Origin of the sequence: Aliidiomarina sedimenti (assembly GCF_003986955.1) — a bacterium.
GTDB classification, from domain to species: Bacteria; Pseudomonadota; Gammaproteobacteria; order Enterobacterales; family Alteromonadaceae; genus Aliidiomarina; species Aliidiomarina sedimenti.
The window spans coordinates 338,395-361,356 of sequence record NZ_PIPN01000002.1; the positions used below are offsets into that span (position 1 = coordinate 338,395).

18 protein-coding genes are annotated in these 22,962 nt (G+C 54.5%); 9 read left to right on the forward strand and 9 right to left on the reverse strand.

Going from position 1 to position 22,962, the window contains the following annotated elements:
* Positions 1-33: 33 nt before the first annotated feature.
* The gene (locus CWE12_RS06240) at positions 34-975 is read right to left on the reverse strand and encodes a YeiH family protein (protein WP_126788813.1); all 942 of its coding nucleotides are present in this window, start codon (positions 973-975) and stop codon (positions 34-36) included.
* 104 nt (positions 976-1,079) lie between these two features.
* Between CWE12_RS06240 and dinG the strand changes: the two genes are divergently transcribed.
* A complete protein-coding gene (dinG, locus tag CWE12_RS06245) occupies positions 1,080-3,206 on the forward strand; it encodes an ATP-dependent DNA helicase DinG (RefSeq protein WP_126788814.1) in 2,127 nt (708 codons plus the stop codon).
* Positions 3,207-3,215: 9 nt separating this feature from the next.
* Here dinG and CWE12_RS06250 read toward each other — a convergent pair whose 3' ends face one another.
* Positions 3,216-4,592 (reverse strand): MBL fold metallo-hydrolase, encoded by a 1,377-nt coding sequence (locus CWE12_RS06250; RefSeq protein WP_126788815.1) that lies wholly within the window; start codon positions 4,590-4,592, stop codon positions 3,216-3,218.
* A gap of 176 nt (positions 4,593-4,768) precedes the next feature.
* Here CWE12_RS06250 and CWE12_RS06255 point away from each other — a divergent pair, with 176 nt between their 5' ends.
* Genes CWE12_RS06255 through CWE12_RS06265 form a run of 3 tightly spaced genes read left to right on the forward strand, consistent with a single transcriptional unit; the run spans position 4,769 to position 7,589 of the window.
* The gene (locus tag CWE12_RS06255; RefSeq protein WP_126788816.1) at positions 4,769-6,313 is read left to right on the forward strand and encodes a putative bifunctional diguanylate cyclase/phosphodiesterase; all 1,545 of its coding nucleotides are present in this window, start codon (positions 4,769-4,771) and stop codon (positions 6,311-6,313) included.
* Positions 6,276-6,836 carry a gamma-glutamylcyclotransferase gene (locus CWE12_RS06260; RefSeq protein WP_126788817.1) on the forward strand — a complete coding sequence of 187 codons (561 nt, stop codon included), beginning with the start codon at positions 6,276-6,278 and terminating at the stop codon, positions 6,834-6,836. Before CWE12_RS06255 ends, CWE12_RS06260 begins: the two co-directional genes overlap by 38 nt.
* 15 nt (positions 6,837-6,851) lie before the next feature.
* Positions 6,852-7,589, forward strand: a complete 738-nt coding sequence (locus CWE12_RS06265; protein WP_126788818.1) for a sulfite exporter TauE/SafE family protein — start codon at positions 6,852-6,854, stop codon at positions 7,587-7,589.
* Positions 7,590-7,613: 24 nt separating this feature from the next.
* Here CWE12_RS06265 and CWE12_RS06270 read toward each other — a convergent pair whose 3' ends face one another.
* Together CWE12_RS06270 and CWE12_RS06275 are read right to left on the reverse strand one after the other, a co-directional pair.
* A complete protein-coding gene (locus CWE12_RS06270) occupies positions 7,614-8,828 on the reverse strand; it encodes a GGDEF domain-containing protein (protein ID WP_241984150.1) in 1,215 nt (404 codons plus the stop codon).
* A gap of 133 nt (positions 8,829-8,961) precedes the next feature.
* Positions 8,962-9,138, reverse strand: coding sequence for a DUF1328 domain-containing protein (locus CWE12_RS06275; RefSeq protein ID WP_126788819.1), 177 nt, complete (start codon positions 9,136-9,138; stop codon positions 8,962-8,964).
* Positions 9,139-9,291: 153 nt separating this feature from the next.
* Here CWE12_RS06275 and CWE12_RS06280 point away from each other — a divergent pair, with 153 nt between their 5' ends.
* A complete protein-coding gene (locus tag CWE12_RS06280; RefSeq protein ID WP_126788820.1) occupies positions 9,292-9,807 on the forward strand; it encodes a protein tyrosine phosphatase family protein in 516 nt (171 codons plus the stop codon).
* A 36-nt stretch (positions 9,808-9,843) separates the two neighbouring features.
* Here the strand turns inward: CWE12_RS06280 and CWE12_RS06285 are convergent, their stop codons facing one another.
* Positions 9,844-10,392, reverse strand: coding sequence for an Mpo1 family 2-hydroxy fatty acid dioxygenase (locus CWE12_RS06285; RefSeq protein ID WP_126788821.1), 549 nt, complete (start codon positions 10,390-10,392; stop codon positions 9,844-9,846).
* 102 nt (positions 10,393-10,494) lie between these two features.
* Positions 10,495-12,483, reverse strand: a complete 1,989-nt coding sequence (locus tag CWE12_RS06290; protein ID WP_126788822.1) for a bifunctional 2',3'-cyclic-nucleotide 2'-phosphodiesterase/3'-nucleotidase — start codon at positions 12,481-12,483, stop codon at positions 10,495-10,497.
* A gap of 142 nt (positions 12,484-12,625) precedes the next feature.
* Between CWE12_RS06290 and CWE12_RS06295 the strand changes: the two genes are divergently transcribed.
* Positions 12,626-14,584, forward strand: coding sequence for a DUF389 domain-containing protein (locus tag CWE12_RS06295; RefSeq protein ID WP_126788823.1), 1,959 nt, complete (start codon positions 12,626-12,628; stop codon positions 14,582-14,584).
* Between the two features lie 14 nt (positions 14,585-14,598).
* Here CWE12_RS06295 and CWE12_RS06300 read toward each other — a convergent pair whose 3' ends face one another.
* Entirely contained in the window at positions 14,599-15,441 is an 843-nt protein-coding gene (locus CWE12_RS06300; RefSeq protein WP_126788824.1) for a prephenate dehydratase, read from the reverse strand.
* Positions 15,442-15,545: 104 nt separating this feature from the next.
* Between CWE12_RS06300 and CWE12_RS06305 the strand changes: the two genes are divergently transcribed.
* Positions 15,546-17,168: a serine hydrolase gene (locus CWE12_RS06305; RefSeq protein WP_126788825.1), complete on the forward strand. Its 1,623-nt coding sequence runs from the start codon at positions 15,546-15,548 to the stop codon at positions 17,166-17,168.
* Entirely contained in the window at positions 17,165-17,722 is a 558-nt protein-coding gene (locus CWE12_RS06310; protein ID WP_126788826.1) for a hydrolase, read from the forward strand. The genes CWE12_RS06305 and CWE12_RS06310 overlap by 4 nt, the downstream gene beginning before the upstream one ends.
* Positions 17,723-17,724: 2 nt before the next feature.
* Here the strand turns inward: CWE12_RS06310 and CWE12_RS06315 are convergent, their stop codons facing one another.
* Positions 17,725-20,787 (reverse strand): efflux RND transporter permease subunit, encoded by a 3,063-nt coding sequence (locus tag CWE12_RS06315; protein WP_126788827.1) that lies wholly within the window; start codon positions 20,785-20,787, stop codon positions 17,725-17,727.
* Between the two features lie 13 nt (positions 20,788-20,800).
* The gene (locus CWE12_RS06320; RefSeq protein ID WP_126788828.1) at positions 20,801-21,892 is read right to left on the reverse strand and encodes an efflux RND transporter periplasmic adaptor subunit; all 1,092 of its coding nucleotides are present in this window, start codon (positions 21,890-21,892) and stop codon (positions 20,801-20,803) included.
* Positions 21,893-22,028: 136 nt separating this feature from the next.
* On the opposite strand from CWE12_RS06320, the gene CWE12_RS06325 reads away from it, so the two are divergent.
* The gene (locus tag CWE12_RS06325; protein WP_126788829.1) at positions 22,029-22,961 is read left to right on the forward strand and encodes an SPFH domain-containing protein; all 933 of its coding nucleotides are present in this window, start codon (positions 22,029-22,031) and stop codon (positions 22,959-22,961) included.
* Position 22,962: the final 1 nt, after the last annotated feature.

The window sequence follows — 22,962 nt, forward strand, 5'->3', positions numbered from 1 at the left end:
CCTCTCCTAGAGCTTGCCTGAAAGGCCGCTTAGCTAGAGGGCTGGCGAGTACGCCTGCAGCCACATCAGAGACCCTACCGCTACCAATAGCCACAACAACACCGCCAGTAACAGGGGTCGGCTGCCCGCCTGCCGCAGTTGCGCAGGCTGCAAGCTGGTTCCGAGTAAATAGATGCTGACCACCAGAAGCTGTTGCGCCAACCAAATCAGATGCTCAAATAGCCACTGCAATTGGGGTACTACCTGAGCGAGCACCACAGCGACAAGAAACCAGGGCAAAAAGGACGGCAATGCGCTTAAGGTCTGGCGGGCTTTAGGTGCCTGGCGGGCAAACAACCAGACGCTGAGTAACACCAGCGGCACAATAAAAACGGCTCTGGCCAGCTTAAGGGTGGTCGCGGGTGCCAGTGAGTCGGGGTGAAAGGCTTGCGCGGCGCCCACCACCGACGAGGTATCATGAATGGCAACGGCCGCCCAGACCCCAAAGGTTTGCGGGTCAAGCGCCAGCCAGTGACCGATGACAGGAAAAATAATCAGGGCCAGGCCGTTGAGGATAAAGACACAACCAAGCGCTATCGCGATCTGTTCGCTACGGGCACGAATGGCCGGAGCTACCGCGGCAATGGCGCTGCCCCCACATATTGCGGTCCCGGCGCCGATTAAGAAGCCGGTTTTTCGCGCCACACCTAACCAGCGAGTGACCCACCACGCCACTAGCAAGGTCAGTAGAATCGAGCCAATCAGTAAGCTCGCGTAGTCCCGGCCCAGGGTCACCGCGGTGCTCATCTGAACGCCAAAGCCTAGCCCCACCACTGAGCACGCCAGTAAGGTTTTACTGACTTTTGCTGTGTTCAGCCTGACCGGCGCGGCACCGGCAAAGGCGACCAGCAATCCTAATAGCAGAGCATGCGCCGCGTGCACTTGCGGGTGCAGGCAGGCCAGTAATAAAACAATAAAAAGCAGTCGTTTCCACATCCGCGCTAGTGTAGCCTGACAAAGGCTACAACGCACCCCCTTGCTTGGGTATACTAGCGCCCCGTTGCTAACGCAGTCTTTTCTTAACCCGAGGTCTTTTGCTGATGGTTCCTGACAATGTAAAACAAAGCATGCAAAAGACGCTCAATGCGCTACGTGACACGCCTGGCTTTACCAGCCGCAAAGGCCAGATGACGATGTTCGCTGAAGTGGCTAAGACGTTATTTGGGGTCTATCAGGAAGGCGACCAACCGCATCGCTCGCTGGTGATTGAAGGCCAGACCGGTGCTGGCAAAACCCTCGGTTACTTATTACCGGCGATTGTAAGTGCGATTAAGCTGAAAAAGCATGTGGTAGTGGCAACCGCCAATGTCGCCTTGCAGCAACAGATCATGAATCATGATTTGCCGCGCCTGCGCAAAGCAGGTCTGCATTTTGAACAAGCGTTTGTGGCGGGTCGTGGTCGCTATTTTTGTCGCCGTGACGCCGAAACCTTCGTTAACGACCAGGATGCGCCGGATCTGCTAACCGACGAAGCGGATGTGCAGCACCAGCGCAAGCATCGAACTCAGGTGGAGCAGCTGATTACCCTGTTCGATGCCAATCAATGGAATGGCCTGAAAGACGACTACCGCGGCAAACTAAGCCTTGAGCAGCCCTGGTGGTCGCAGGTGAATGCCAACCGCGACACCTGTTCACGGCGCAACTGCGCGCACTACGACAACTGCGCCTTCTTCGATGCCCGTAAAGATGTCCGTGACGCGCAGGTCATTGTCACCAACCACGCCATGCTCTACGCCGATATGCTGCACGTGCAGCCGGAAATGCGTTTATTGCCAGCAGCGAAAGACAGTATTTTTGTTTTTGACGAAGCGCACCATATTCGCGATACCTTTCGCAGCTCGCTCGCCGCCGAGCTTAACTTCGAACTGTTATCGAAGCTGGATCGCAACAGCGGCCGCCTGGTGAACCATATTCAAAGTCTGGTCAACGGGGCCTCTCTGGATGTGGTCAACGTCGACAACCTGGCCGTGCGCATGCGGGATGACTTTAAACTGATGAGCAGCGCGGCCAGCCAGATCATTGACTGTGCGCATGGCTATTTAGGCGAGGCTCGCGCCAGCGCCTTTAAAAAACCAGTTCATCGCTTTGAGCAAGGCGCGCTGCCGGAGCAACTGCAACTGCTGTTAAGCGAGCAGCTGCAACCAGCGCTGGAAGGGCTTAATGGAGCCTGTCAGAAGGTTAATGAGAAAATCAAAGACGCGCAGGAAAAAGCAATTAGCGACGACAGCCGTTTGCAAAACTACCTCGGTAGCCTGCGCAACCTGACTCAGACCGTGGAAAGCGCACTCAGTGCCTGTGTGTTACTGAAAACTGAAATTAACCCTAAGCAGGGCATTGCGCGCTGGTTAACCCGCCATTCTGACCTGCGGGTCGATATTACCCTAAGTGCCACGCCGATTCAGGTTGGCCGCCAGTTTGAGCGCGAAATTGTCACCCCGGCCTTTGCCACTATTTTCACCTCGGCGACGCTGCAGTCACTGGGCAGCTTCCGCCGCTTTAGCGAGCAATTGAGCCTGTACCAAAAAGATGGCGTGCAGTTTTTGGTGATTGAATCACCCTTTGACTACAAAAAAGCGCAGCTGGTGACCTACCGTGACTTACCCGAGCCGAACTTTAACAATGAAGCAGCGCACACCAGTGCCATGCTCAAACGATTCGGCAACGACCTTGGCGAGCATAAAGCAGCACTGGTGCTCTTTGCGTCCAAGCGACAAATGCAGAGCTTTGTCGACAAGTTGCCAGCGGCACTGGCTGCTGACAGCCTGGTGCAGTACACCGCCACCCGCGACAGCTTGATTCGTCGCCATAAAAAGCGTGTTGATGATGGTAAGCGCTCGATTTTGATTGGCTGCCAAAGTTTTTCAGAAGGTCTCGACCTTCCCGGCGCTTACCTGACCTTTGTAGGTATCGCCAAACTGCCCTTTGCCGACGTCAATTGCCCGATTGCAGCCTCGGAAAGTGAATTTATTGAAGCGCAGGGCTTACACCCTTTCGCCATGATCGCGCTGCCCGATGCCAGCCGCCGCCTGGTGCAATGTGTTGGCCGGCTCATGCGCAGTCAGGATTGTTATGGCGAAGTGCGAATTTATGACAGCCGCCTACAGACCAAAGGGTATGGCAAGCAATTACTGAATTGCCTGCCGCCTATGCTGCAACGAGTGGAGTAACCCCTGAATTTAATCAGTATACGGCTCGGTGCTATAGCTCTGTTGCCAGGCCTGCATGCCGCCCCACAACACTTTAACCTGGTCAAAGCCCTGCCGCTTTAACAACGAGGCGGCGACGACTGCCCTTGTTCCGGAACCGCATACGGTCACCACCGGACGGTCTGAACGCAGGCCGCCCAGCTTACTGGAAAGCTGACCCAGGTACGCGGTATAGGCGCCGGAAATCACCCCGGTATCTTGCCACTCATCGAGCTTACGAACGTCCAGGATCTGGGTCTCTGACCCGTCCTGTAAGGCCGATGCCAATGCCGCTGCGGTGATATGCTGAAGCTGATTAACCTGGCCACGTTCAATGGTCCACTGGTTGGTATTCAGTTTCCAGTACCCACGTACATTGTCAAAGCCGAGACGGTAAAAATGCGCATACGCGGTGTTCGCCTGCGCTTCGTTTTCAGCCAGCAGTACCAGCGACTTCTCTGGGTCCAGTAACCATCCGGCATAGGCGGCTATCATGCCAATCGGCAGGGACAGTGTGCCGCCCAGGTGCTGGCCACTGAAGCACTCCGCCCCCCGCACATCAACCCAGCTGCAGTCGTTCAGCTCGCTCAGTTGCTGCATGCTCAGTGCCGGTAGTTCCTGCTGCAGCACAGGCGCCTGTCCATCCAGATTGCGTTGCTCCATCAGTTTGAAATACGGAGGCATATAGTGCTGCTCAGAGGTTTTATGGGCAATAAATGCATCCCGGTCACCGAGTAGCCGCAACGCAGGGTTGGTCAGTCGCTCATGGCCAATAGACGAGAACTCGCGGTCGGACAAACCACCGCCGCAGACCGACCCGGCGCCATGTGCCGGGTAGACCAGTACATGGTCTCCCAGTGCCACCAGCTTCTCGAGGCTGTCATGCAGCAGACCGGCGACCTCCTCGGCCCGGTCGGGATAGAAATCAGTCCGCCCGACATCACCAATAAAGAGTGCATCCCCGGTAAACACTGCGGTTGGGATACTGTTGTCGGCCTCGGTGTCGTAAAGCACAATCGAAATGCTATCGTCGGTATGACCAGGGGTGGTCAATACGTCAAGCCGCAAACGCCCAAGCTGAATCGAGAAGTCGTCATCAAGTAACCTTGCATAAGCGATCTCACCGTCCGGATTAGGGCCATGGTAAACGGTGGCCCCGGTTCGTTTGGCCAGAACCGGGGCACCACTGATAAAGTCTTCGTTACGATGGGTTTCGAAAATGGCCCGAATACGGCACCCATGTTCACCTGCAAGTTGCTCATACACCCGGGTGTCCCGTCTGGGATCAATAACTACCGCTTCTTCCTGGTCACCAACCAGATACGATAAATGGGCCAGTCCGTCGGTTTTGATCGTTTCAATAAACATGCTGTTCCCACCTCTGCCTGTAAATACGGTTACCTAGCAAGGCTAGCTCAAAGTACGGCTTTCACAACCGAACGAGCCACAACGTAACGAGCTTCCCACAACTCGCTTCCATTGCTACAGTAGACATTAACTGCTGCTAAATTATACAAGCATCCTACTCCAGCAAAGGGGGCACTATGGCTCCAGCCAAAGCCGCAATGCGAATGACGGCGATTTATATTTTGATCGGTTTGGTGTGGATCCTGTTCTCTGACAGAGCGGCCGAATTTCTGGTTGTCGACCCGGCGTCATTAATGCGTGTGCAAACCTATAAAGGCTGGGCCTATGTACTCGTCACCGGTCTTTTATTTGGTCTGTTGGCGTGGGTATGGCTGCGCCGCCAACAGCAACTGCATGAACGGGACGCCCTTACCGGGCTTCTCAACTTATATATGTTTCGTGACGTTCTCTCCGAGCAGCTCGATGCCGCCCGCAGTGCCCACCAGCCATTGGCCTTAGTGGTCGTCAATATTGACGATTTCCGTCAGCTCAACAGTCAACTCGGGCAGCGCCAGGGTGACCACCTGTTACAAGGGTTTGCCGAGAAACTACGGACCCATTTTCCGCTCCACGCTTCCATTAGCCGAATCGCTGCGGATGAATTCTGCGTCGCTTTGCGTGGTGTGTCGCCGCACGATAGCTTACTCACTCAACTGGAAACCTTACAAACGGAAATCAAAGACACCCTGTTGGGTACAAGCCTGCGTCAGCAAAGTCCAGCCGCCGCCACCTGCAGTATCGGCATTGCCTATTTCCCACAGGACGCCTCTCACAGCAAAGAGTTAATGAGCGCCGCCAATCTGGCTTTAACCGAGGCTAAAGAACAGGGCCGCGGCCAGCGCTGCGTGTACCGCGAATCCTATGGCGAAAGCATTAATAAACGTGCCCAGCTAACGGCCGACCTGCGCCAGGCCCAACAACGCGGTGAGCTAAGTATGGTCTATCAGCCTCAGTTCGCTGCCGGGGGGCAGCGTCTGGTTAGTGTAGAAGCTTTGCTCCGTTGGTCGCACCCCTTGCACGGCCAGGTGCCACCGGATGTCTTCATTCCACTGGCGGAGCAACAGGGTATTATCCGGGCGCTAACCGACTTTGCCTGTCAGCGGGTTCTCGATGACCTGACCCCTCTGAAGCTTTTTAGCACACTCGATCATGTGTCTGTTAACGTCTCAGCGCACGATATTAATGATAGCAATGCACTGGCCTCCTTCATCAGCCGTTTTTCCCACAATGCGCAGGGCGCTGAACTTATTGCGGCGGGTAAAATACAGCTTGAGATTACCGAAACCGCGGTGATGCAGAACATCGACCACAGTCTTCAATTATTGCAGCAACTAAAAGATAAAGGCTTTCGTATTGCAATTGATGACTTCGGTACCGGCTATTCGTCACTCGGCATTCTAAGCCGGTTGCCGGTCGATGAGCTCAAAATCGACCGGCTTTTTGTGCGCGATATCGAGCGCAATCAAAACGATTTATTGATTGTCAGAACCATTGTAGCGATGGCCCACGCCCTTGATCTTCGAGTGGTAGCCGAAGGTACTGAAACGAAAAACCAGGTCGATTTACTGACAGAGCTTAACTGTGACCGTCTGCAAGGGTATTATCTGGGCAGGCCCGTTCCCGCAGCTCAACTAGAGGCACTCCATGGCACACGACACCCAGACTCTCAATCAGACCCGTAACCTGTTTGGTGACCAGCAACAGATATGGTTGTTTGGCTACGGCTCGCTGATTTATAAAGTTGACTTTGACTACCTCGCACGCCGCCCGGCTCACATAGAAAACTGGACCCGCCGTTTCTGGCAAGGCTCACATGACCACCGCGGCACACCGGACGCGCCGGGGCGTGTCGCCACACTGGTGGAAAAGCCGGGCGCCATTTGCAAAGGAATGGCCTACCTGATTACCCCGGCGGTATTTGACCACCTCGACCACCGTGAGAAAAACGGCTACCTGCGCTTCACCACCGAAATGACCTTCGATAACGGAGATACGGCGCAAGGGTTGGTGTACATCGCGACCGAGGAAAATGCGGCGTTTCTCGGTCCTGCATCGGCCTATGATATTGCCCGCCATATTAAATCCTCGACCGGCCCAAGCGGGCCGAATGACGAGTACTTGCTGAAACTGGAAAGTGCGCTGCGTGACATGCAGGCCGACGACGAGCATGTCTTTGAGATCGCTAGTCACTTACGTGAACTGTAACAACGAAGGGAAGGTATGAGCTGGGAGTTTGTAGTACTCGGTATCTTTGTCGGCATTGCCTTTACCAGTGAATCGATAACTGGTTTCGGCAGCATTGTTATTGCGGTGGCCTTGGGCAGCCTTTTATTTCCGATCCCGCAATTATTGCCCATTCTGGTGCCGTTAAGTGTCTTTATGAGTAGCGCGTTGTTTATCCGTTTCTTTCGCGACATCGACTTCCGGTTGCTTTTTAAACGCATGCTGCCGTTTATGCTGGCAGGTATGTTGCTTGGCATCGCCCTCTTGCAGGTGCTGAGTTCGGATGCACTCAAGGCTGCCTTCGCGGTCCTGGTGTTATGGTTTGCTCTACGCGAATGGTACAAATTGCAGCGCGGCATAATCACCCGTCCGAAACCAGTGTGGTGGCAACCCTGGTGGACATTCTGTGCCGGCATTACCCACGGCCTTTTTGCCTCTGGCGGGCCGTTACTGGTGTATTCGATGAATACCTTTGCCATCGCCAAAGCCAATTTCCGCGCCACACTGGTCTGTGTCTGGCTCGGTCTGAACCTGACCTATTCGGCTATTATGTGGCAGCAGGGCCTGATTCAACCTGTGCTACCGGTTATTCTGGCTTACCTGCCGGTACTGGCAATCGCCTTCTGGCTTGGTCACCGTATTCACAAACGGGTTAACGAACGGCAGTTCAAACAGATTGTTTATGCCCTGCTGACCTTTTCCGCCAGCGCCATGCTGCTGTCGACGATTCCTTAGCTTTGTAGCAGACGCTGAACGAGTTTACAGAGAAACAAGGGCACAGTTACGACCGGCGTTCTTCGCCTTGTAGAGAATACTGTCAGCACGCTTTAGCATGGCATCGGTACTCTCGCCGAGGCGGCGAATCGCGCAGCCAAGACTAATCGTCACTTTAACTGTTTTCACCTTACCAGCACCGCCGCCACGTTTTTGCTGGCCTTTCTTACCGCTCACCGGCCGCCGCTGCGAACGCAGGCGTAACGGGTAATTGGCTACGCGCTGGCGAACAGACTCCAGCCGCTGGGTAATTTCCTCTTTATCCGCATGGCTAAAAATAAGTGTGAACTCTTCGCCGCCGTAGCGGAATGCTTTACAGCCAGGCTCTTTGCGTAACTGAGCTGCAATCAAGCGCAAAACCTGGTCGCCGACATCGTGACCATAGGTGTCGTTAAACTTTTTAAAGTGGTCCACGTCGAGCATGGTCACCGCACTGCGTCGACCGAGCTTACGCATTTCATTCATTAATGCCCGCCTTGCTGGGAGCTGGGTCAGCTCATCAACGTAGGCAAGATTGAGCATTTGCGTGGTCAGACCGAGTAACAGAGTCAGCGCCATGGCAAACGCCGCCAGATTCATTAACAACGGCTGTTGCGTGGTCAGTAACATCAACAACAGGAGCAGGGTGACCGCCAGTTCGGTCCATTCGCGCGGCTGACCGCTACGTTTGGCCCGGGGGATAAACCACACCCCAACCACCAGCAATGAAAACAGCAACAATGGCCAGCTTAGTGACAAACCAGCCACCAACGGGCGGGCGGCGAACAGATTAAAGCCCCACCAGTGCTGGACCCCCGCAAGTGGTAATAACAGCAATAGCAGCGGCAAACCGACCACAACCGCCAGCAGGGTAAGGCCAAGGGGTCGCCATAATGGAGGTTTCGGCAGCAGGCTCAGCAGCAATACCAGGGCAACCATTAACAACGGCAGAAATACCTGCAACACCGCTACGCCGTCCTCGGTGAGCGCCTCGCCCAGTACCCGCTGAGAGACAAAAAAGACACTGGCGACTAGCCCCAGCCAATACCACCACGACCACTGCCGCATTAACCCAGCCAACGCAGCGACCGCGCTGAGGCTGAGCCAGATGACCCAGCTTGAGGCAAGTGCATTGATAACCGGTTCAGCAACCGTGAATAAAGGCGGGATCACACTGACTGCAAGCCAGCCAAGCAAGGGTAAAATAACTAAGAATGGCAAGGGGAACCCTCAATGCAGCAACGACAAAATGTCAGGCCTAACGAATACCCGTATAGTACTGAAGAGTCGCCGAAAAAACAAAACCCGCACACGGCGGGTTTTGACAGAACTCTCAGCTGATTAAGACACCAGGTCAGGCTTTAGGCCCTCGACCTCGCACCGCATTTGCAATCAAAGAGATAACCAACAGAACAATGAAAATAAAGAAAATCACCTGAGCAATTGAAGAAGCCGCACCTGCGATTCCACCGAACCCCAATACAGCCGCAACGATCGCGATAATGAAAAATAACAGAGCCCAACCTAACATGTATGTCTCCTTCCGTTCAGTTCAATTTAATACCAACTAAAACATAGCAGTAAATTTTCAGTGCGCACGTCTGCAGATTTCATTACTGCCTGCTAACATTAAGTGAAACCGCGTCATAACTGACGTAGCGACTCACCAAGGAGAAACGTAAAGATGATTAAAATATTGAAAGTACTCTTGTTTTCGGCACTTGTAAGTATGCCAGCCTGGGCCTCAGGCATTCCGGCGTCGGTGCAGGAGGTTTCTCACATTCACCGTCCGAATGACATGCATTACACCGCCGGACAACCCACTGAGTCACAACTGCAAGCCTTCGCTGAATTAGGAGTACGTCATGTGGTCGACTTGCGCCCACCGGAGGAATCCAGCGACATTAACGAAGCAGCCTGGGTGTCTGCCAGTGGTATGGCCTACTATCATATTCCTATTGCCAGCGGAGAAGACTTAAATTCTGAGCATGTGGAGGTTCTCGATACCATCTTACAGCGCATCGGTGACGAACCAGCACTCTTGCACTGTGCCAGTTCCAACCGGGTCGGTGCCATGATCGCGTTACACGCGGTATGGCATGACAATATGGAACTGGAAGACGCGATTGAACGTGGTAAGGACTATGGCCTGACAAGCCTGGAAAGCGTGGTTCGCCAACGCATCGCTGAAAACGATTAGACAGTACCCTCACAGAGACACTGCCAGCGCTTAGTTTCAGTCGCTGGCAGATGCCGCTTGATCAGGATTCTGTTCAACCTCGGTCATCAATACGGCCACCCGGTCTTCGACATCATGTCGCAGTGAGCGGCGTAAACCGAGCATGAAAACCACTTCCGCAACCACAAACAACGGACCTATAGCCAGTCCGATAATGTCATCAACAAAGGCTGGCTTGCGCCCTTCAAAGTAATGGCCGACGAACTGCCACACCCAGCCCACAATAAATAATCCAATGCCCCAACTTAACCAGGCAGCGGTCGTCAACCCGGCAAATTCTGCCGCAGCCCATAAGGCCAGCGCCAGAAGCACCGCCATCAGCAGCCCTAACCCCCTGTCCAGGCGAACGTAATAGACAACCGCGGCGATACTAACCAGCAACGCCGGGGTGACTGCGAGCCCCGCTACTGAAAATAGTAACGGCCGCGAAAGCAAGGTCAGTAACGCCACGACGATAAGCGGTATACCGATAAGATGGGTAGCGATGTTCTTTCTATTGCGGTGATAACAAGCGTAATTCGCGAGCTGCTCAGTCACGGTTTTCATAGCGGTGCTCCTTTTTTGTTTTAGCATACGCCGAGCATAGCGCGACGGCAAGTACGCCCGCACTGCCTTTGCAGCTGCGGTTCTCAGGCTCCTGCCGGGCTCTTATGGGAGTACCCGATAGACCGCAAAGCCTTCGTCGAATTCATGGTCATCGTAGTCTGGCAAATACTCAATATCACGCAATTGAGCGGCCTCTTCCCGCGCCGCTGCACTTCCCGCCGACTGCATCAGGGCGCGTGCACCACGAGGCAACGCCAGGTGCCAGTGTATATCCAGTTCAGGGGCCAGAACTCCCTCATTCATTGCTGCCTGTTGACGCAAGTAGTCTGCTACCAGCTGACGAGTCTGCTCGGCGCTCTGGTACACCGTTAAACTGCCATCCAGATGAGGAAAGTTACCGCCCCCTGAGGCCCGGTAGTTATTGGTGACGACTAAAAATTCGTCGTCCCGCGAAATCAGCTGCCCCTGATACCGCAAATTGTAAACCCGGTGATGACGTGAATGGATTAGCTCACCGTCGGCATCAAAACGGGCTGGGTGGTGCGGCTGAATTTCGTACGTAACACCGCGAATAATGTCAAAATTGTAGCTCGCGACATCCTCTCGCAGCAGCCATTCATTGCTCTCCGGTTGCATACTAATCTGTTCATAGGCCCGCGCGCTCATCTCCAGCCAGTCGCGCAACTGCGCGCCATTCACCCGCACTACCTGTAAGGTATTGGGGTAAACATACAGGTCACTCAGGTTGCCCAACGTAAGCTCGCCGGCTGCAATACTGGTGTAATCAGAAGCCCCCTGACTGCCGTTTCGAAAGGGTGCGGCAGCACTTAAAACCGGTAAGTCTGTGGGTAAAATGCCCTGTTGTTGCAGTGTTTCGCCATGCGTCTGTTGCGCTTCATTGATCAACTGCACCGTCAGCTCCGGTGCCACCATTGCAAAATGATTCCGTAACGGGGTTTGCAACGATGCCACGGGCTGATTTAAGCGTTGCAGTGTCTCGCTGTGGGCGTTTGCCACGCTGGCGTCCACCTGAGCAAGAGTACGTTCGTCGATTTCACGCAGGCTCACCTGACTGCCCGCAACCTGCCAGCCCTGATCGTAACGCAGCTGCAAATCTATCAGTCCGAGGTGGCTCCCCCAGTAACCCGGCTGCACCGCAGGCACCCCATGAATGTAGCCGCCATCGTTATCGACGCCGGGTAAACCATCGTAATCACTTGCGCCCGGAAATACGCGGTGCTGATGGCCAAATAAAATGGCGTCAATGCCCGCCACTTTGGCCAGCTGCAGACTGGCCTGCTCAGCAAATTGCGGATAATGGTCAAAATTCTGCAACCCCGAATGCGGAACCGCAACCACAATGTCGGCCCCCTGCTCTCGCATCACCGGGATATAATGCTCGGCCGCTTTGACCATATCCTGAACCTGGATTTTACCGTCCAGATGATGGGCGTCCCAGTTCATGATCTGCGGAGGCACAAAACCAATCACACCGATATTCAGCTGATGTGTGCGACCATCACTGGCAACAAAGTCACGCTGCAAAATGACATAAGGTTCGACCAACGGCTCGGCAGAGCCAAAAGGAACGTCCTTTTTGCCGCTGCTCTCTGCGCTCGGGGCTATAAAGGTATTCGCACTAACAAAAGGAAAGTCTGCCTGGGAAAGCGTCGCTTGCAGAAATTCGAGGCCAAAGTTGAATTCATGGTTACCCAGGTTGGCGACGTCATACTGCAGGGTGTTAAGCGCTGCAATCACCGGGTGAGTCTGCTGCGTTAAGTAGGAAACCCCTTCGCCAGCGACATAATCGCCCAGCGCTGAGCCCTGAATCACATCGCCGTTATCAATCAGCACCGAGTTGGCGCTTTCACTGCGCGCCTGCTCAATAAGAACCGCCGTGTGAGCGAGTCCGTAGTCGCTGGTCGGCTTTTGAGCAAAGTAATCATAGCCTTTCATATAGGCATGCAGATCCGTGGTCTGCATCAGCCGAACCTGCATACTGGTGCCGGGTTTGGGGCCTTGGGTGGTGGCACAGGCGCTGACAAGAATCGTCCCGGTAACAACACTGGCAATAAATAAAGATGACTTCATTGGTGGCTCCTCGTAACATTCAACACAGTCCGCAAGCGAGCGAAGCAAACACAAAGTGGTTAAGGCTACCCTATTCTAAGCCACGGACTCCAGCAGCGCCGACTATTTTAGGCAAAGATTTACCCGCCAACGGAGACATCAGATGACCACGGAAAAAAATAACACCAGGTATGTCGAGAAAGCGCTGGTCGTTTACCCCAAAGATCAGTTTCCGTTGCTGGAAAGCATCCATAGCTTTGCCCTGACCCATCAAATCGAGTTAATCGATGCTGAGCTCGACGATTTTCTCCAGCGACCCGGTTATTACAGTGACCAGGCTGACCATGTGGTGGCCCTGGCCACCGACATGAATGTTCGTGAATTCATCGACTTAGCTAAAACACTAAACTTTTCGTTAGGCTTAGTCCCGTTAGAAAAGGGGCTCATGCTGAGCCAGTGGTTTAAGCTACCCAAACAAACCAGCGACGCTATCCGTCTGGCCTTTGAGAATGACCCGGAAGCGCTCGACATTCTGCGTTGCAATGATGAAATTGTGCTCGGGACCATGAACCTGGGTGAAACACCATTCCTCAATCAACGCAGCAGCCTTTACCTGCGCCGAAACCAGTCCGCCTGGCGGTTTTCACTCTATTGGCTGGCATTGCTCTGGTCCAGTATCCAGACGTTGTTTTCTATCAGAGCGGTGCCGGTGGTTCTTTCTACCACACGCAAACAGAAAATCCGCACTGTTATCACCGGGCTGATTGCGTTTGAAAACGATCTGCAAGGTGGTGCGGCACGTCTGCTCAATACCAGCCTCTCGGCACAGGATGCGCGTTTCTCGGCCATTGTTATTGCGCCTAAATCCATCGTCCAGTACCTGGCCTTCATTTTTGCCACCCTAAGCCGTAAACGTCGCTCGTTGCAACGCCTGCCAGCCGCGCTCAGTTATATCAAAGCCGATACACTGACCATTGAGTCCGCGCAGACACTGAAATTCTATCTCGATGGCCGCCCCCGCAAAGCGAGTACCATTGAGCTGACCATGTTCCCGCGTGCCGCGCGCATCAATATGAGTGACGCCTACCACGACATGCATGTGGCCCGGGATGACAACAAAGACACCATGCGCATCGAGAACCTGCCACAGAACGAAACCCGGGTTGCCAATATTAGCCGTCGGTTGCCGTTTTTCACCCATGCCCTGGAAGATGATTTTAAGGAAGCCTTTGTCCAACTGCGCGAGAATGCGACCCCAAGCCCAGATTACGTGGCGTTAATGATGCTCAGTACCATGGTTGCCGCCATGGGTCTGTTCGTGAACAGTGCGGCGGTGATCATCGGGGCGATGATCCTGGCGCCATTAATGGCCCCGCTGGTCTCCGCGGCGATGGCGATTCTGCGCGGTGAAGGCAATTTATTTGCCCAGTCGGCGCGAACCATTGGTATAGGGATTGGCTTATCACTGGCAACTGCCGCGATCATCGCCCGACTGTTTCCGATTGAGCAGATAACCCCGGAGATCCAGGGCCGGCTGCAACCTGCCATTCTCGATTTAGGCATCGCGATTGCCTGTGGTGTCGCAGGCGCCTATGCCTATGCCCGCAGCTCGGTGATGCGCAGTCTGCCGGGCGTGGCGATCGCCGTGGCGCTGGTGCCACCTCTCTGTGTGGTCGGCATCGGGCTCGGCTGGTGGCGATGGGACATGGTCTACGGGGCAGGCCTGCTGTTTGTTACCAACTTAGTCGGCGTGATAGGCGCCGCGGTCATTACCTTTCTGGTCCTTGGCTTCGCCCCGGTTCAGCGCGCCAAGCGGGGTCTGGCAATAACCGCGGTGTCAATTGTGCTGATTACCATTCCCCTGTCGCTGTCGTTTGCCGGCATGTACCAGCACTGGCAGTTCGAGCGTGACACGGCGCAACGGGTGTTCCTGTTATCTGATGTTGAGGTACGTCTGGTCAATGTCGATGTCAGCCTGAGCCAGGATACTATCGTCCTTCGAGCTGAAACGCTGGCGGCGGCACCCTTGTCGCCGGAGCAGGCGTTGCAGCTGAAAGCGCAGCTGGAATCACGCTGGGAGCGCGACGTCGTGCTGGAACTTGGCCATCGAATTCGCCTTTAATATGGTCCTTAGCTCTAGCCATAGCAGCCGAGCACTTTGACCCGGGTGATTTGTTGCAATGCCCGCAGCGCGCCCTGCATAGCGATATTGTTCAGACTCGCTTCGACGTCCATAAAGAAATGGTATTGGCCAAACCCCTGGCCGGTGGGTCGCGACACAATTGATGACAGGTTCAGGCGCCGGGTCGAAAAGCAGTGCAGCACTTGCTCAAGCAAACCCGGCCGGTCATTGTCATTCATCACCATCAGCGACGTTTTACGGGCTCTGCCGTCGTCTTCAATAACGTCTTCAACCTGAGCAGGCCCGGGTGCCAGCAGCAAAAACCGGGTGGCATTGTGACTGTAGTCGTGTACGTTAGCCTGCCGCCAGGGCATCGTTTCCGCCGCGGCGTCGGCCAGTAAATGGTTCGGCACAATGGCCATCGCCCCCTGACCGTATTCCGCCGCCAGTAGCAGTGACTCGCTGTTGCTTTGCGTCGTCAGGATCTCCACATCACCCAGTGCATCGATAAAGTCCCGACATTGGCCGCTGGCAACAAACTGCACATACAAGCGCTTACACTCAGAAAGTTCCGTCACCGCCCCGCAGGCACTGAATTCAATCGACTGGTAGTGCTCACTGACAATATGCAGATCGGCACTGACCAGATAATCCAGCACGACAGGTACGAAACCTTCTGATATGTTCTCTATCGGTACCACTGCATAGTCAGCTTCATCGGGCAGGGCCTGCAGGCAGCGTTGCAGATGACTGTAGTAGACCAGCCGGGCACCGAAGACGACGCCGGGTTGCTGCTGATACATAGTCGCAACCACATCAGAGTAAGTGCCTGGTGGCCCCAGGGTCGCAAGTTTCACGGCGTACCTCGTGGTTAAAAGCTCGATACTATTTCAGCCAGCTTGCCGGTTGCAAGTACTTCCGTGACCACGTTTTTTTATTAATCGTTACTAAAAGGCCTCCCATGTTAAGTTCATCCCGCCTCTCCATCGCTAATTTTCACTCTGCCATGCGCCAGCTTGTCGTTGCCGCCAGTGCCGCAGCGGTGCTTTGCCTGCCGGTGGCAACTCAGGCCGCTCAGCTTAACCCGGATGGCAGGGTCAGTCTGGATGACTACATCGAACGTGGTCGCGTTCAGTGGCAGGTTCCCGGCCTGGCGGTCGCCATCGTCCAGAATGACCAAATCATTTACGCCAAAGGCTTTGGCGTGCTCGGTCTTGACCAACAACAGGCGGTCAACCCGCACAGCCTGTTCGGTGTCGCTTCAACCACCAAAGCGATGACCGCCGCAGCGCTCGGAATACTGGTCGATGAAGGCAAGCTCGACTGGGACGACCGCGTGACTGACCATTTACCTTACTTCCAGTTAAGTGACCCCTGGGTGACCCATGAGGTTCGCATCCGCGATTTGTTAAGCCATCAGGTCGGCGTCGGCCGGATGACTGGTAACCAGCTGCGCTACATGCCAACCGCCAGCCGCGAAACCGTGATCCGACAAATGCGCCACCTCGAGCCTGAAGCGCCGTTCCGCTCCCGTTATGTGTACAGCAACGTTATGTATTCAGCCGCAGGGGAGATTGTCGCAGCCGTGTCGGGCATGTCCTGGGATGATTTTATTGCCGAGCGACTGTTTGCGCCACTGAACATGGCGCGCAGCAACACCTCGATCACCCAGTTCACCGCCGACGATGACAATATCGCCTGGCCACATCAATATATTGAAGGCGACATTGTTCCTATTCAACGACGGAATTTCGACAATGTTGGTCCTTCCGCGTCAGTCAATACCAGCGCTCATGACATGGCTCAGTGGATCCGTTTACAGCTCGGTGAACCTGGGGTCTATGCCGGGGAGCGGCTGATAAGTGAAGAAACGATGCAACAGATGCATCATCCGCAGATCGCGCTTTCCCGAAGCGACCGCAATGAGCCCGTGCGAGCTTACGGATTTGGCTGGACGCTGGACAGCTATCGCGGACTCGCTACATCCTCTCATGGTGGTGCTACTGACGGCTTCAATACCAGTTTAACCCTGGTTCCGGAGCTTGATCTCGGCATCGTTGTGATGACCAATACCTTTGAAAACTACCGTCCCGCTGTGGTCAATGAAATCATTGACCGGGTCGCTGAGTTGCCAGCCAAAGACTGGCAAAGAGAGTACTTTGATGCCTACCAGGCCCGCTTCGAACAGGCCATGGAAGAGCGCGAGCGCATAGAAGCGACGCGCCAGACGGGCACGCAGCCAAGTTTCACCCTGACCCAAATGGCTGGCCGCTATGTTGATGACCTCTACGGCGAGGTTGAAGTCTATGTCAATGACAACGGCGGCCTGTCGCTGCACCTGTGGAATGATGGGCAGAGTCTGCTCGATCTTGAACACTGGCATCACAATACCTGGCGGGCCAGTTACCACAACCGCGCACAACGCGAGAAGTTCGTCTATTTTAGTATGGACGCTCAAGGCAGGGTCGAAGGTCTGAATGTACGTTTCACCCTGCGTCCTGTGCTGACGCAGGTAGGACTCTACCCGACTAATTACTATCGCGACGTTCATTTCAGCCGCGAGACAACGCCGGAGGCGCCATGAAACATGCCGCATTACTCAATCGTCACAGCAGTTTTTTATTGCTAATTGATATCCAGCAACGCCTGGCGCCTGCCATTGCCGACAGTCAGGCAATTGTAGAGCGCAATAGCTGGTTGCTGCAGGTCGCTGCTGAGTTGGACGTGCCCGCGATTGTCACTGAGCAATATCCGCAAGGGCTTGGCCACACGGTGAGCGAACTGACGGAGCTGGTGAAAGCGGCTGAAGTAATGGAAAAAACCCATTTCAGTGCCTTCGCCGAAGACGATATTGCTACCTGTCTGAAAGCGTTAAAGCGGCCACAGGTTATTCTGACCGGCACCGAGACCCATGTCTGCGTATTACAGACGGCCCTCGACATGCAGGCTGCCGGTTTTCAGATCTTTGTGGTGGCAGACGCAGTCGGTTCGCGCGACTCCACCAATAAAGAACTGGCCCTACAGCGCATGCGGGATGCTGGCTGCGTTGTCGTCAGTAGCGAGATGGTGGCCTTTGAGTGGCTTCAGCAAAGCGCTACTGACGAATTTCGTCACATTAGTAAAACCTATATCCGCTAGTCTTAGTGTCGAATCCGCTCTTTAAAGCGAGCGCCCAAAACCAGTAGCACAGGGGTTAACAGTAAGGTCAGCACCGTGGCGAATGCCAAACCACCAGCAATGGCACTGGAGAGCTGAGTCCACCACTGCGTAGACGGCGCGTCGATGCCAAGACTTGGTTCCATCAGGTTGACGTTGACCCCGAGCACCATCGGCATCAGCCCCAGGATCGTGGTGATGGCGGTCAACAATACCGGCCGCAGACGCAGCGTGCCGGTTTCAATCGCCGCCTCGACCGCACTTTTGCCCTGTCCACGAAATTCGTTGTAGGTGTCAATCAATACAATATTGTTATTCACCACAATCCCGGCCAGCGCAATAATGCCCATGCCAACCATCACGATGCCGAACGATTGTCCGTTCAGCAGTAACCCACCGAGAATACCGGCTGTTGACAGTAAAATGGCCGACAGCACAATGAAGGTCTGGTACAGGCTGTTAAACTGCAACACCAGGATCAGGGTCATCAGGAAGATAGCCACCAGGAACGCCATCATCAAAAACTGCGCCGCCTCCTGCTGGTCTTCGCCTTCACCGCCGATAGAGATAAATACGCCATCCGGCAACTCATTGAGGACTTCCTGCTGTAGACTCTGCAGGCGCTCATCCAGTTGATACCCCGCTTCCAGATCCGCTTCTATGGTCACCGCGCGCCGCCCGTCCATCCGTCGCAGTGTTCCTACTTTAGGCGCCGCTTCAAGCTCGACCATATTGGCGATCGGGATCTGCCCGCGTGATGACTGCACCGTGAGCTGTCGTAGCTGATCGATATGACGCCAGCTCTCAGGGAAGCGCAGACGGATGTCTACTTCATCAATCGCATCACTGGGACGGTAACGCGCCAATAAAATACCATTGGTCACTAATTGCACCGCGTTGCCCACTGTCAGCACGTCAGTACCAAGCCGGGCGGCTTCTTCACGGTCCACCTGAATTCGCCATTCGATGCCCGGCAGGCTGCGATCATCGGCCACATCCGTAAAGCCCCCGATCTCATCCATCGCCGCGCGGATACGAGTGACCTGCTCATTGATCATCTCCGGCTCAATCGCACTCACCGTCAGCTGAAAGGGTTTCCCTTCCCCAGGGCCCTGCTCTTGCTCCCGAAACTCGAGCACCAGTCCGGGGATATCAGCGGTGCGTCGTTGCATTTCCGCGAGTATTTCCCGCGCAGGCCGGCGTTGGTGCCAGTCGATGAACTGAAACTGCAAAATCCCTATGGTGTCGACACCGGCATTCCAGTCTGGTGCCGCTATCGAGCGTGCATAGAGCGCCCGCACTTCGGTCATGTCTGCAAGGCGCTGTTCGACCTGACGCACCATGTCGTCTTTTTCATAGACTGAGTAGTCCCCGCGTGCGCGCACTACAACCTGAGCGGATTCTGGTTCAACCGCAGGAAAGAATTCGACACCATGATTAAATTTTCCGTACAGTATGTATATTGCAGCAATAACCAGCAGCACTCCGCCCAGCGCCCACCACGGCCGTGTCACGGCGCGGGTCAGAGACGACTTATACCAGTGAGTGAAACGCCCTTCCACAGTCTCTTGCCGGGCCTGGGAAACCCCTGAAATGGCGCCCAGAGTGGGTAGAAATATAAGTGCCATTACCAACGAGGCGCTTAGCGCAATAATTACCGTCGCCGGAAGATACTTCATAAACTCACCGACTACCCCAGGCCAGAAAAGCAAGGGCACGAACACTGCCAGCGTCGTTGCGGTCGACGCAATGATTGGCCAGGCCATGCGGGTCGCTGCCTTTGCCCAGGCGTCGTAAGGGTCATCCCCCTGCTGCCGGTTACGGTCAGCCAGTTCACAGACGACCACGGCGCCATCCACTAACATCCCGGCGACCAGAATAAGCGCAAACAGAACAATAATGTTCATCGTATAGCCGATGGTTAAGAGCACCAGAATGGTGGCCAGAAATGCACCGGGGATGGTAAGGCCTACCATCAACGCGGAGCGCACGCCCATGGTCGCGATGATAATGATCAGAACCAGAATAACCGCTGTCATCACATTGTTAAGCAGCTCTGATAGCATCTGCTCGACTTCGCTCGACTGGTCAAGAATATAATCAACCTGCAAGTCTTCCGGCATCACCTCACCGGCATCCTCAAGCAGCTGTTGTACATTGCGCACCGTATCGATGACATTGGAACCCGTTCGTTTTGAGATCTCCAGCACCACCGCGGGCTGGCCGTTAATACGGGCAAAGCCTTCCGGATCAAAAAAGGTGCGTCGCAGCCGGGCCACGTCGCCAAACGTAACCACATTATCGCCATCGACCTTGACTGGCACTGAAAGCACATCTTCTACGCTTCCAATTACACTGGGCACTTTGATTGAAAAGCTACCGCTTTGCATGTCCAGGCGCCCTGCGGCGACCAACTGGTTGTTGTTCGAAACAAGACTGAGTAATTCGCTGTACACAATGTTGTAACTGGCGAGCACCTGCGGGTCGACGATGATTTCCAGCAGATCTTCGCGGTCACCACCTATGGTCACCTCGAGAACTTCGGTAAGCCCTTCTATCTCTTCTTTAAGCAGTCGCGCAGTGCGGATCAGCTCCTCTTCGGAGATCGGGCCGGATAAACCAACCGACAGCACCGGGAACAACGCCACATTCACTTCATGTACACTGGGCTCTTCAGCTTCCTGGGGAATGTATGCGCGGGCACGGTCGACCTTCTCGCGAACGTCCTGCAGTGCCGCGCGGGAATCAAACCCGGCATCAAACTCGAGCGTTACCGAGGCATGCCCTTCGCCGGCGATGGCGGTCATTTCCCGCAAGCCTTCTATCGAGCGAAGCTCCTGCTCCATCGGCCGCACCATCAAACGTTCTGCATCTTCAGGGCTGACCCCCTCATACACCATGGAGACGTATATAATCGGGATAGGCACGTCCGGATTCGCTTCCTTGGGGATAGTCTGGTACGCAAATAAACCGCCAGCCAGCAGGATAACGAACAGCAGAATGGTTGCTCTGCTACGTTGCTGGGCGGCTCGTATTAGTAATTCCAATGCTCCGCCTCCACTACTCGTTATCGACTATCTGTGCGTCGACCTTATCCCCTGGACCAACGAACCCGGCACCCTGGGTAATAAGTAACGCCCTGGCCGGTAACCCCTTAACCCACAATGACTCTCGTCCCATGCTCAGTATTTCCACGCTGCGCTCAGCAACCTGGTGCTGGTCGTCGAGCAAGCGCACTGTGGTCCGTCCGTCGCCATCCAGGCGCAACAGCGATGGAGGAATTTGATGCGCGTCGGTCGCATCCAGGGCAATCCGCAAGTTAGCACTCGCTCCTGCTGCTGCAGCTTTTGCGTCGTTGGCTACTTTAACTTCGATATGAAAACTTCTCGTTTGCGGGTCCGCAATATGGCTGGTATGAATCACTTCGCCCTGGAGTCGGGTGCCATCAAGTAGCTCGACCTGAACCTGCTGACCGGAGTGGACTTCATTAATGCGTTGTTGAGGGATACTGGCGCTGACTCTTAGCTGACTAATATCAGCAAAAATTAACAGCTCCTGGCCAACACTCACATACTCGCCCGGGTCAATTAGGCGGCGGTCGAAGATTCCGTTAAAGGGCGCTTTCGGCTCGGTGTATTCCAACTGCAGCTGCGCCGTCTTCAATTCGGCCTCGACTCGCGCCAGCTCCGCACTTAAGCGCAAGCGTTCGGTTTGTGCAATCAGGTTATCCTGTTGCAGCCGTTGAGCAGCAGCCAATTCAGCAGCGGCAACCTCCTGATCAGCCAGCAATTGCTCAAGCCTGGCCGTTTTATCCTCGGCTTCGATTCGCAGTAGCACCTCACCCGCTTCAACTTCGCTGCCTTCGGCCTGCTGCAAACTGAGTACTTCGCCAGCGACGCGAGCCCGCAGCGAAACCTGTTGCCAGGGTTCGAGCTGTCCTTGAACCGGTAGCTGCGGCTGATAACTCTCGGCCGTGAACCACTGTGCCTGGACCCGGGTCACTTCCTCACTGGCTTGCTCCTCATCAGGTTGCGGAGCCTCGTCACGGGCACTGCGCAAAGTTCCTGATATCAACCAGACAATCAGCACGATAACCAGCGCCAGCGCTATCAACTGCTTTTTATCTGCTTTAATTCGTTTAAACCTGCTCAACGCTGACTCCTTATCACTCGTTAATCAATCGCCCGTTCGACTGCATTAAACCTATCGTAACCGACATAGAATGCTAATCTAAATCGTAACAAGCTATGTACAATATGATTTGGTCCGCAAAACAGCTGGAGGCTTTATGCAAAATTTACCTTTTGAGTACGCAATTATTGCACTTGCCGTACTTGTTATTCTTGCGATGTCGGTTCGTTTAATTCCGCACCGGCACGTCGCTCTGGTGGAACGCTTCGGTAAATACACCCGCACCCTCGAACCCGGCCTTAACTTCATTATTCCGTTCGTGGAAAAAATCTCGCACAAGCAGTCGTTACGTGTGCAACAACTGAATGTCAGCATTGAAACAAAAACATCCGACAATGTCTTTGTTATTGCCCGGGTCAGTGTGCAGTATTTTGTTGAGTCCGCCGAAGCGGCTTACAATGCTTTCTATCAGTTAGACGATCCGGAAGAGCAGATTACCTCCTACGTTTATGATGTCGTCCGTGCTCAAATCCCGCGCCAGACTCTGGACAATGTCTTTGATAACAAAGATGAGATCTCTAATGTTGTGATGGACCAGCTGCAACAGGCGATGGAAGAGTTCGGTTTCCGTATTCGTAATACCCTGGTCACTGACATCGACCCGAATGAAGACGTTAAACGCTCTATGAACCGTATCAATGCGGCGCAACGCGAACGCCGCGCGGCGGAGCATGAAGCCGAAGCCGAGCGGATCAAAATCGTCAAGAAAGCGGAAGCGGACCGGGAGTCGAAGATCCTTGCTGGTGAGGGTATTGCCGGTCAACGCAAAGCCATCGCCGAAGGACTGCGCGAATCGATTGACATGGTCGTCGACGAAAAGAACGGCATCGGCGCTGAACATGTGGTCTATTTGCTGACCTTTACCAACTACGTCGATGCACTGGAGTCAATCGGCAAAGAAGGGACCGTTATTATGGTTCCCCAGCCAACCGGGCAACTCGACCAGATGGATGAAATCCGCAACGCCATCATCAGCGGTTCCACGGTTAGTAACGCGGCGAAAAAGAAGGTTAAAGAGCAGCCCGAGTAGC

Coding starts and splice junctions, on each gene's coding strand:
- CWE12_RS06240 (WP_126788813.1), bottom strand. CDS start 975: ATGTGGAAACGACTGCTTTTTATTGTTTTATTACTGGCCTGCCTGCAC.
- dinG (WP_126788814.1), top strand. CDS start 1,080: ATGGTTCCTGACAATGTAAAACAAAGCATGCAAAAGACGCTCAATGCG.
- CWE12_RS06250 (WP_126788815.1), bottom strand. CDS start 4,592: ATGTTTATTGAAACGATCAAAACCGACGGACTGGCCCATTTATCGTAT.
- CWE12_RS06255 (WP_126788816.1), top strand. CDS start 4,769: ATGGCTCCAGCCAAAGCCGCAATGCGAATGACGGCGATTTATATTTTG.
- CWE12_RS06260 (WP_126788817.1), top strand. CDS start 6,276: ATGGCACACGACACCCAGACTCTCAATCAGACCCGTAACCTGTTTGGT.
- CWE12_RS06265 (WP_126788818.1), top strand. CDS start 6,852: ATGAGCTGGGAGTTTGTAGTACTCGGTATCTTTGTCGGCATTGCCTTT.
- CWE12_RS06275 (WP_126788819.1), bottom strand. CDS start 9,138: ATGTTAGGTTGGGCTCTGTTATTTTTCATTATCGCGATCGTTGCGGCT.
- CWE12_RS06280 (WP_126788820.1), top strand. CDS start 9,292: ATGATTAAAATATTGAAAGTACTCTTGTTTTCGGCACTTGTAAGTATG.
- CWE12_RS06285 (WP_126788821.1), bottom strand. CDS start 10,392: ATGAAAACCGTGACTGAGCAGCTCGCGAATTACGCTTGTTATCACCGC.
- CWE12_RS06290 (WP_126788822.1), bottom strand. CDS start 12,483: ATGAAGTCATCTTTATTTATTGCCAGTGTTGTTACCGGGACGATTCTT.
- CWE12_RS06295 (WP_126788823.1), top strand. CDS start 12,626: ATGACCACGGAAAAAAATAACACCAGGTATGTCGAGAAAGCGCTGGTC.
- CWE12_RS06305 (WP_126788825.1), top strand. CDS start 15,546: ATGTTAAGTTCATCCCGCCTCTCCATCGCTAATTTTCACTCTGCCATG.
- CWE12_RS06310 (WP_126788826.1), top strand. CDS start 17,165: ATGAAACATGCCGCATTACTCAATCGTCACAGCAGTTTTTTATTGCTA.
- CWE12_RS06325 (WP_126788829.1), top strand. CDS start 22,029: ATGCAAAATTTACCTTTTGAGTACGCAATTATTGCACTTGCCGTACTT.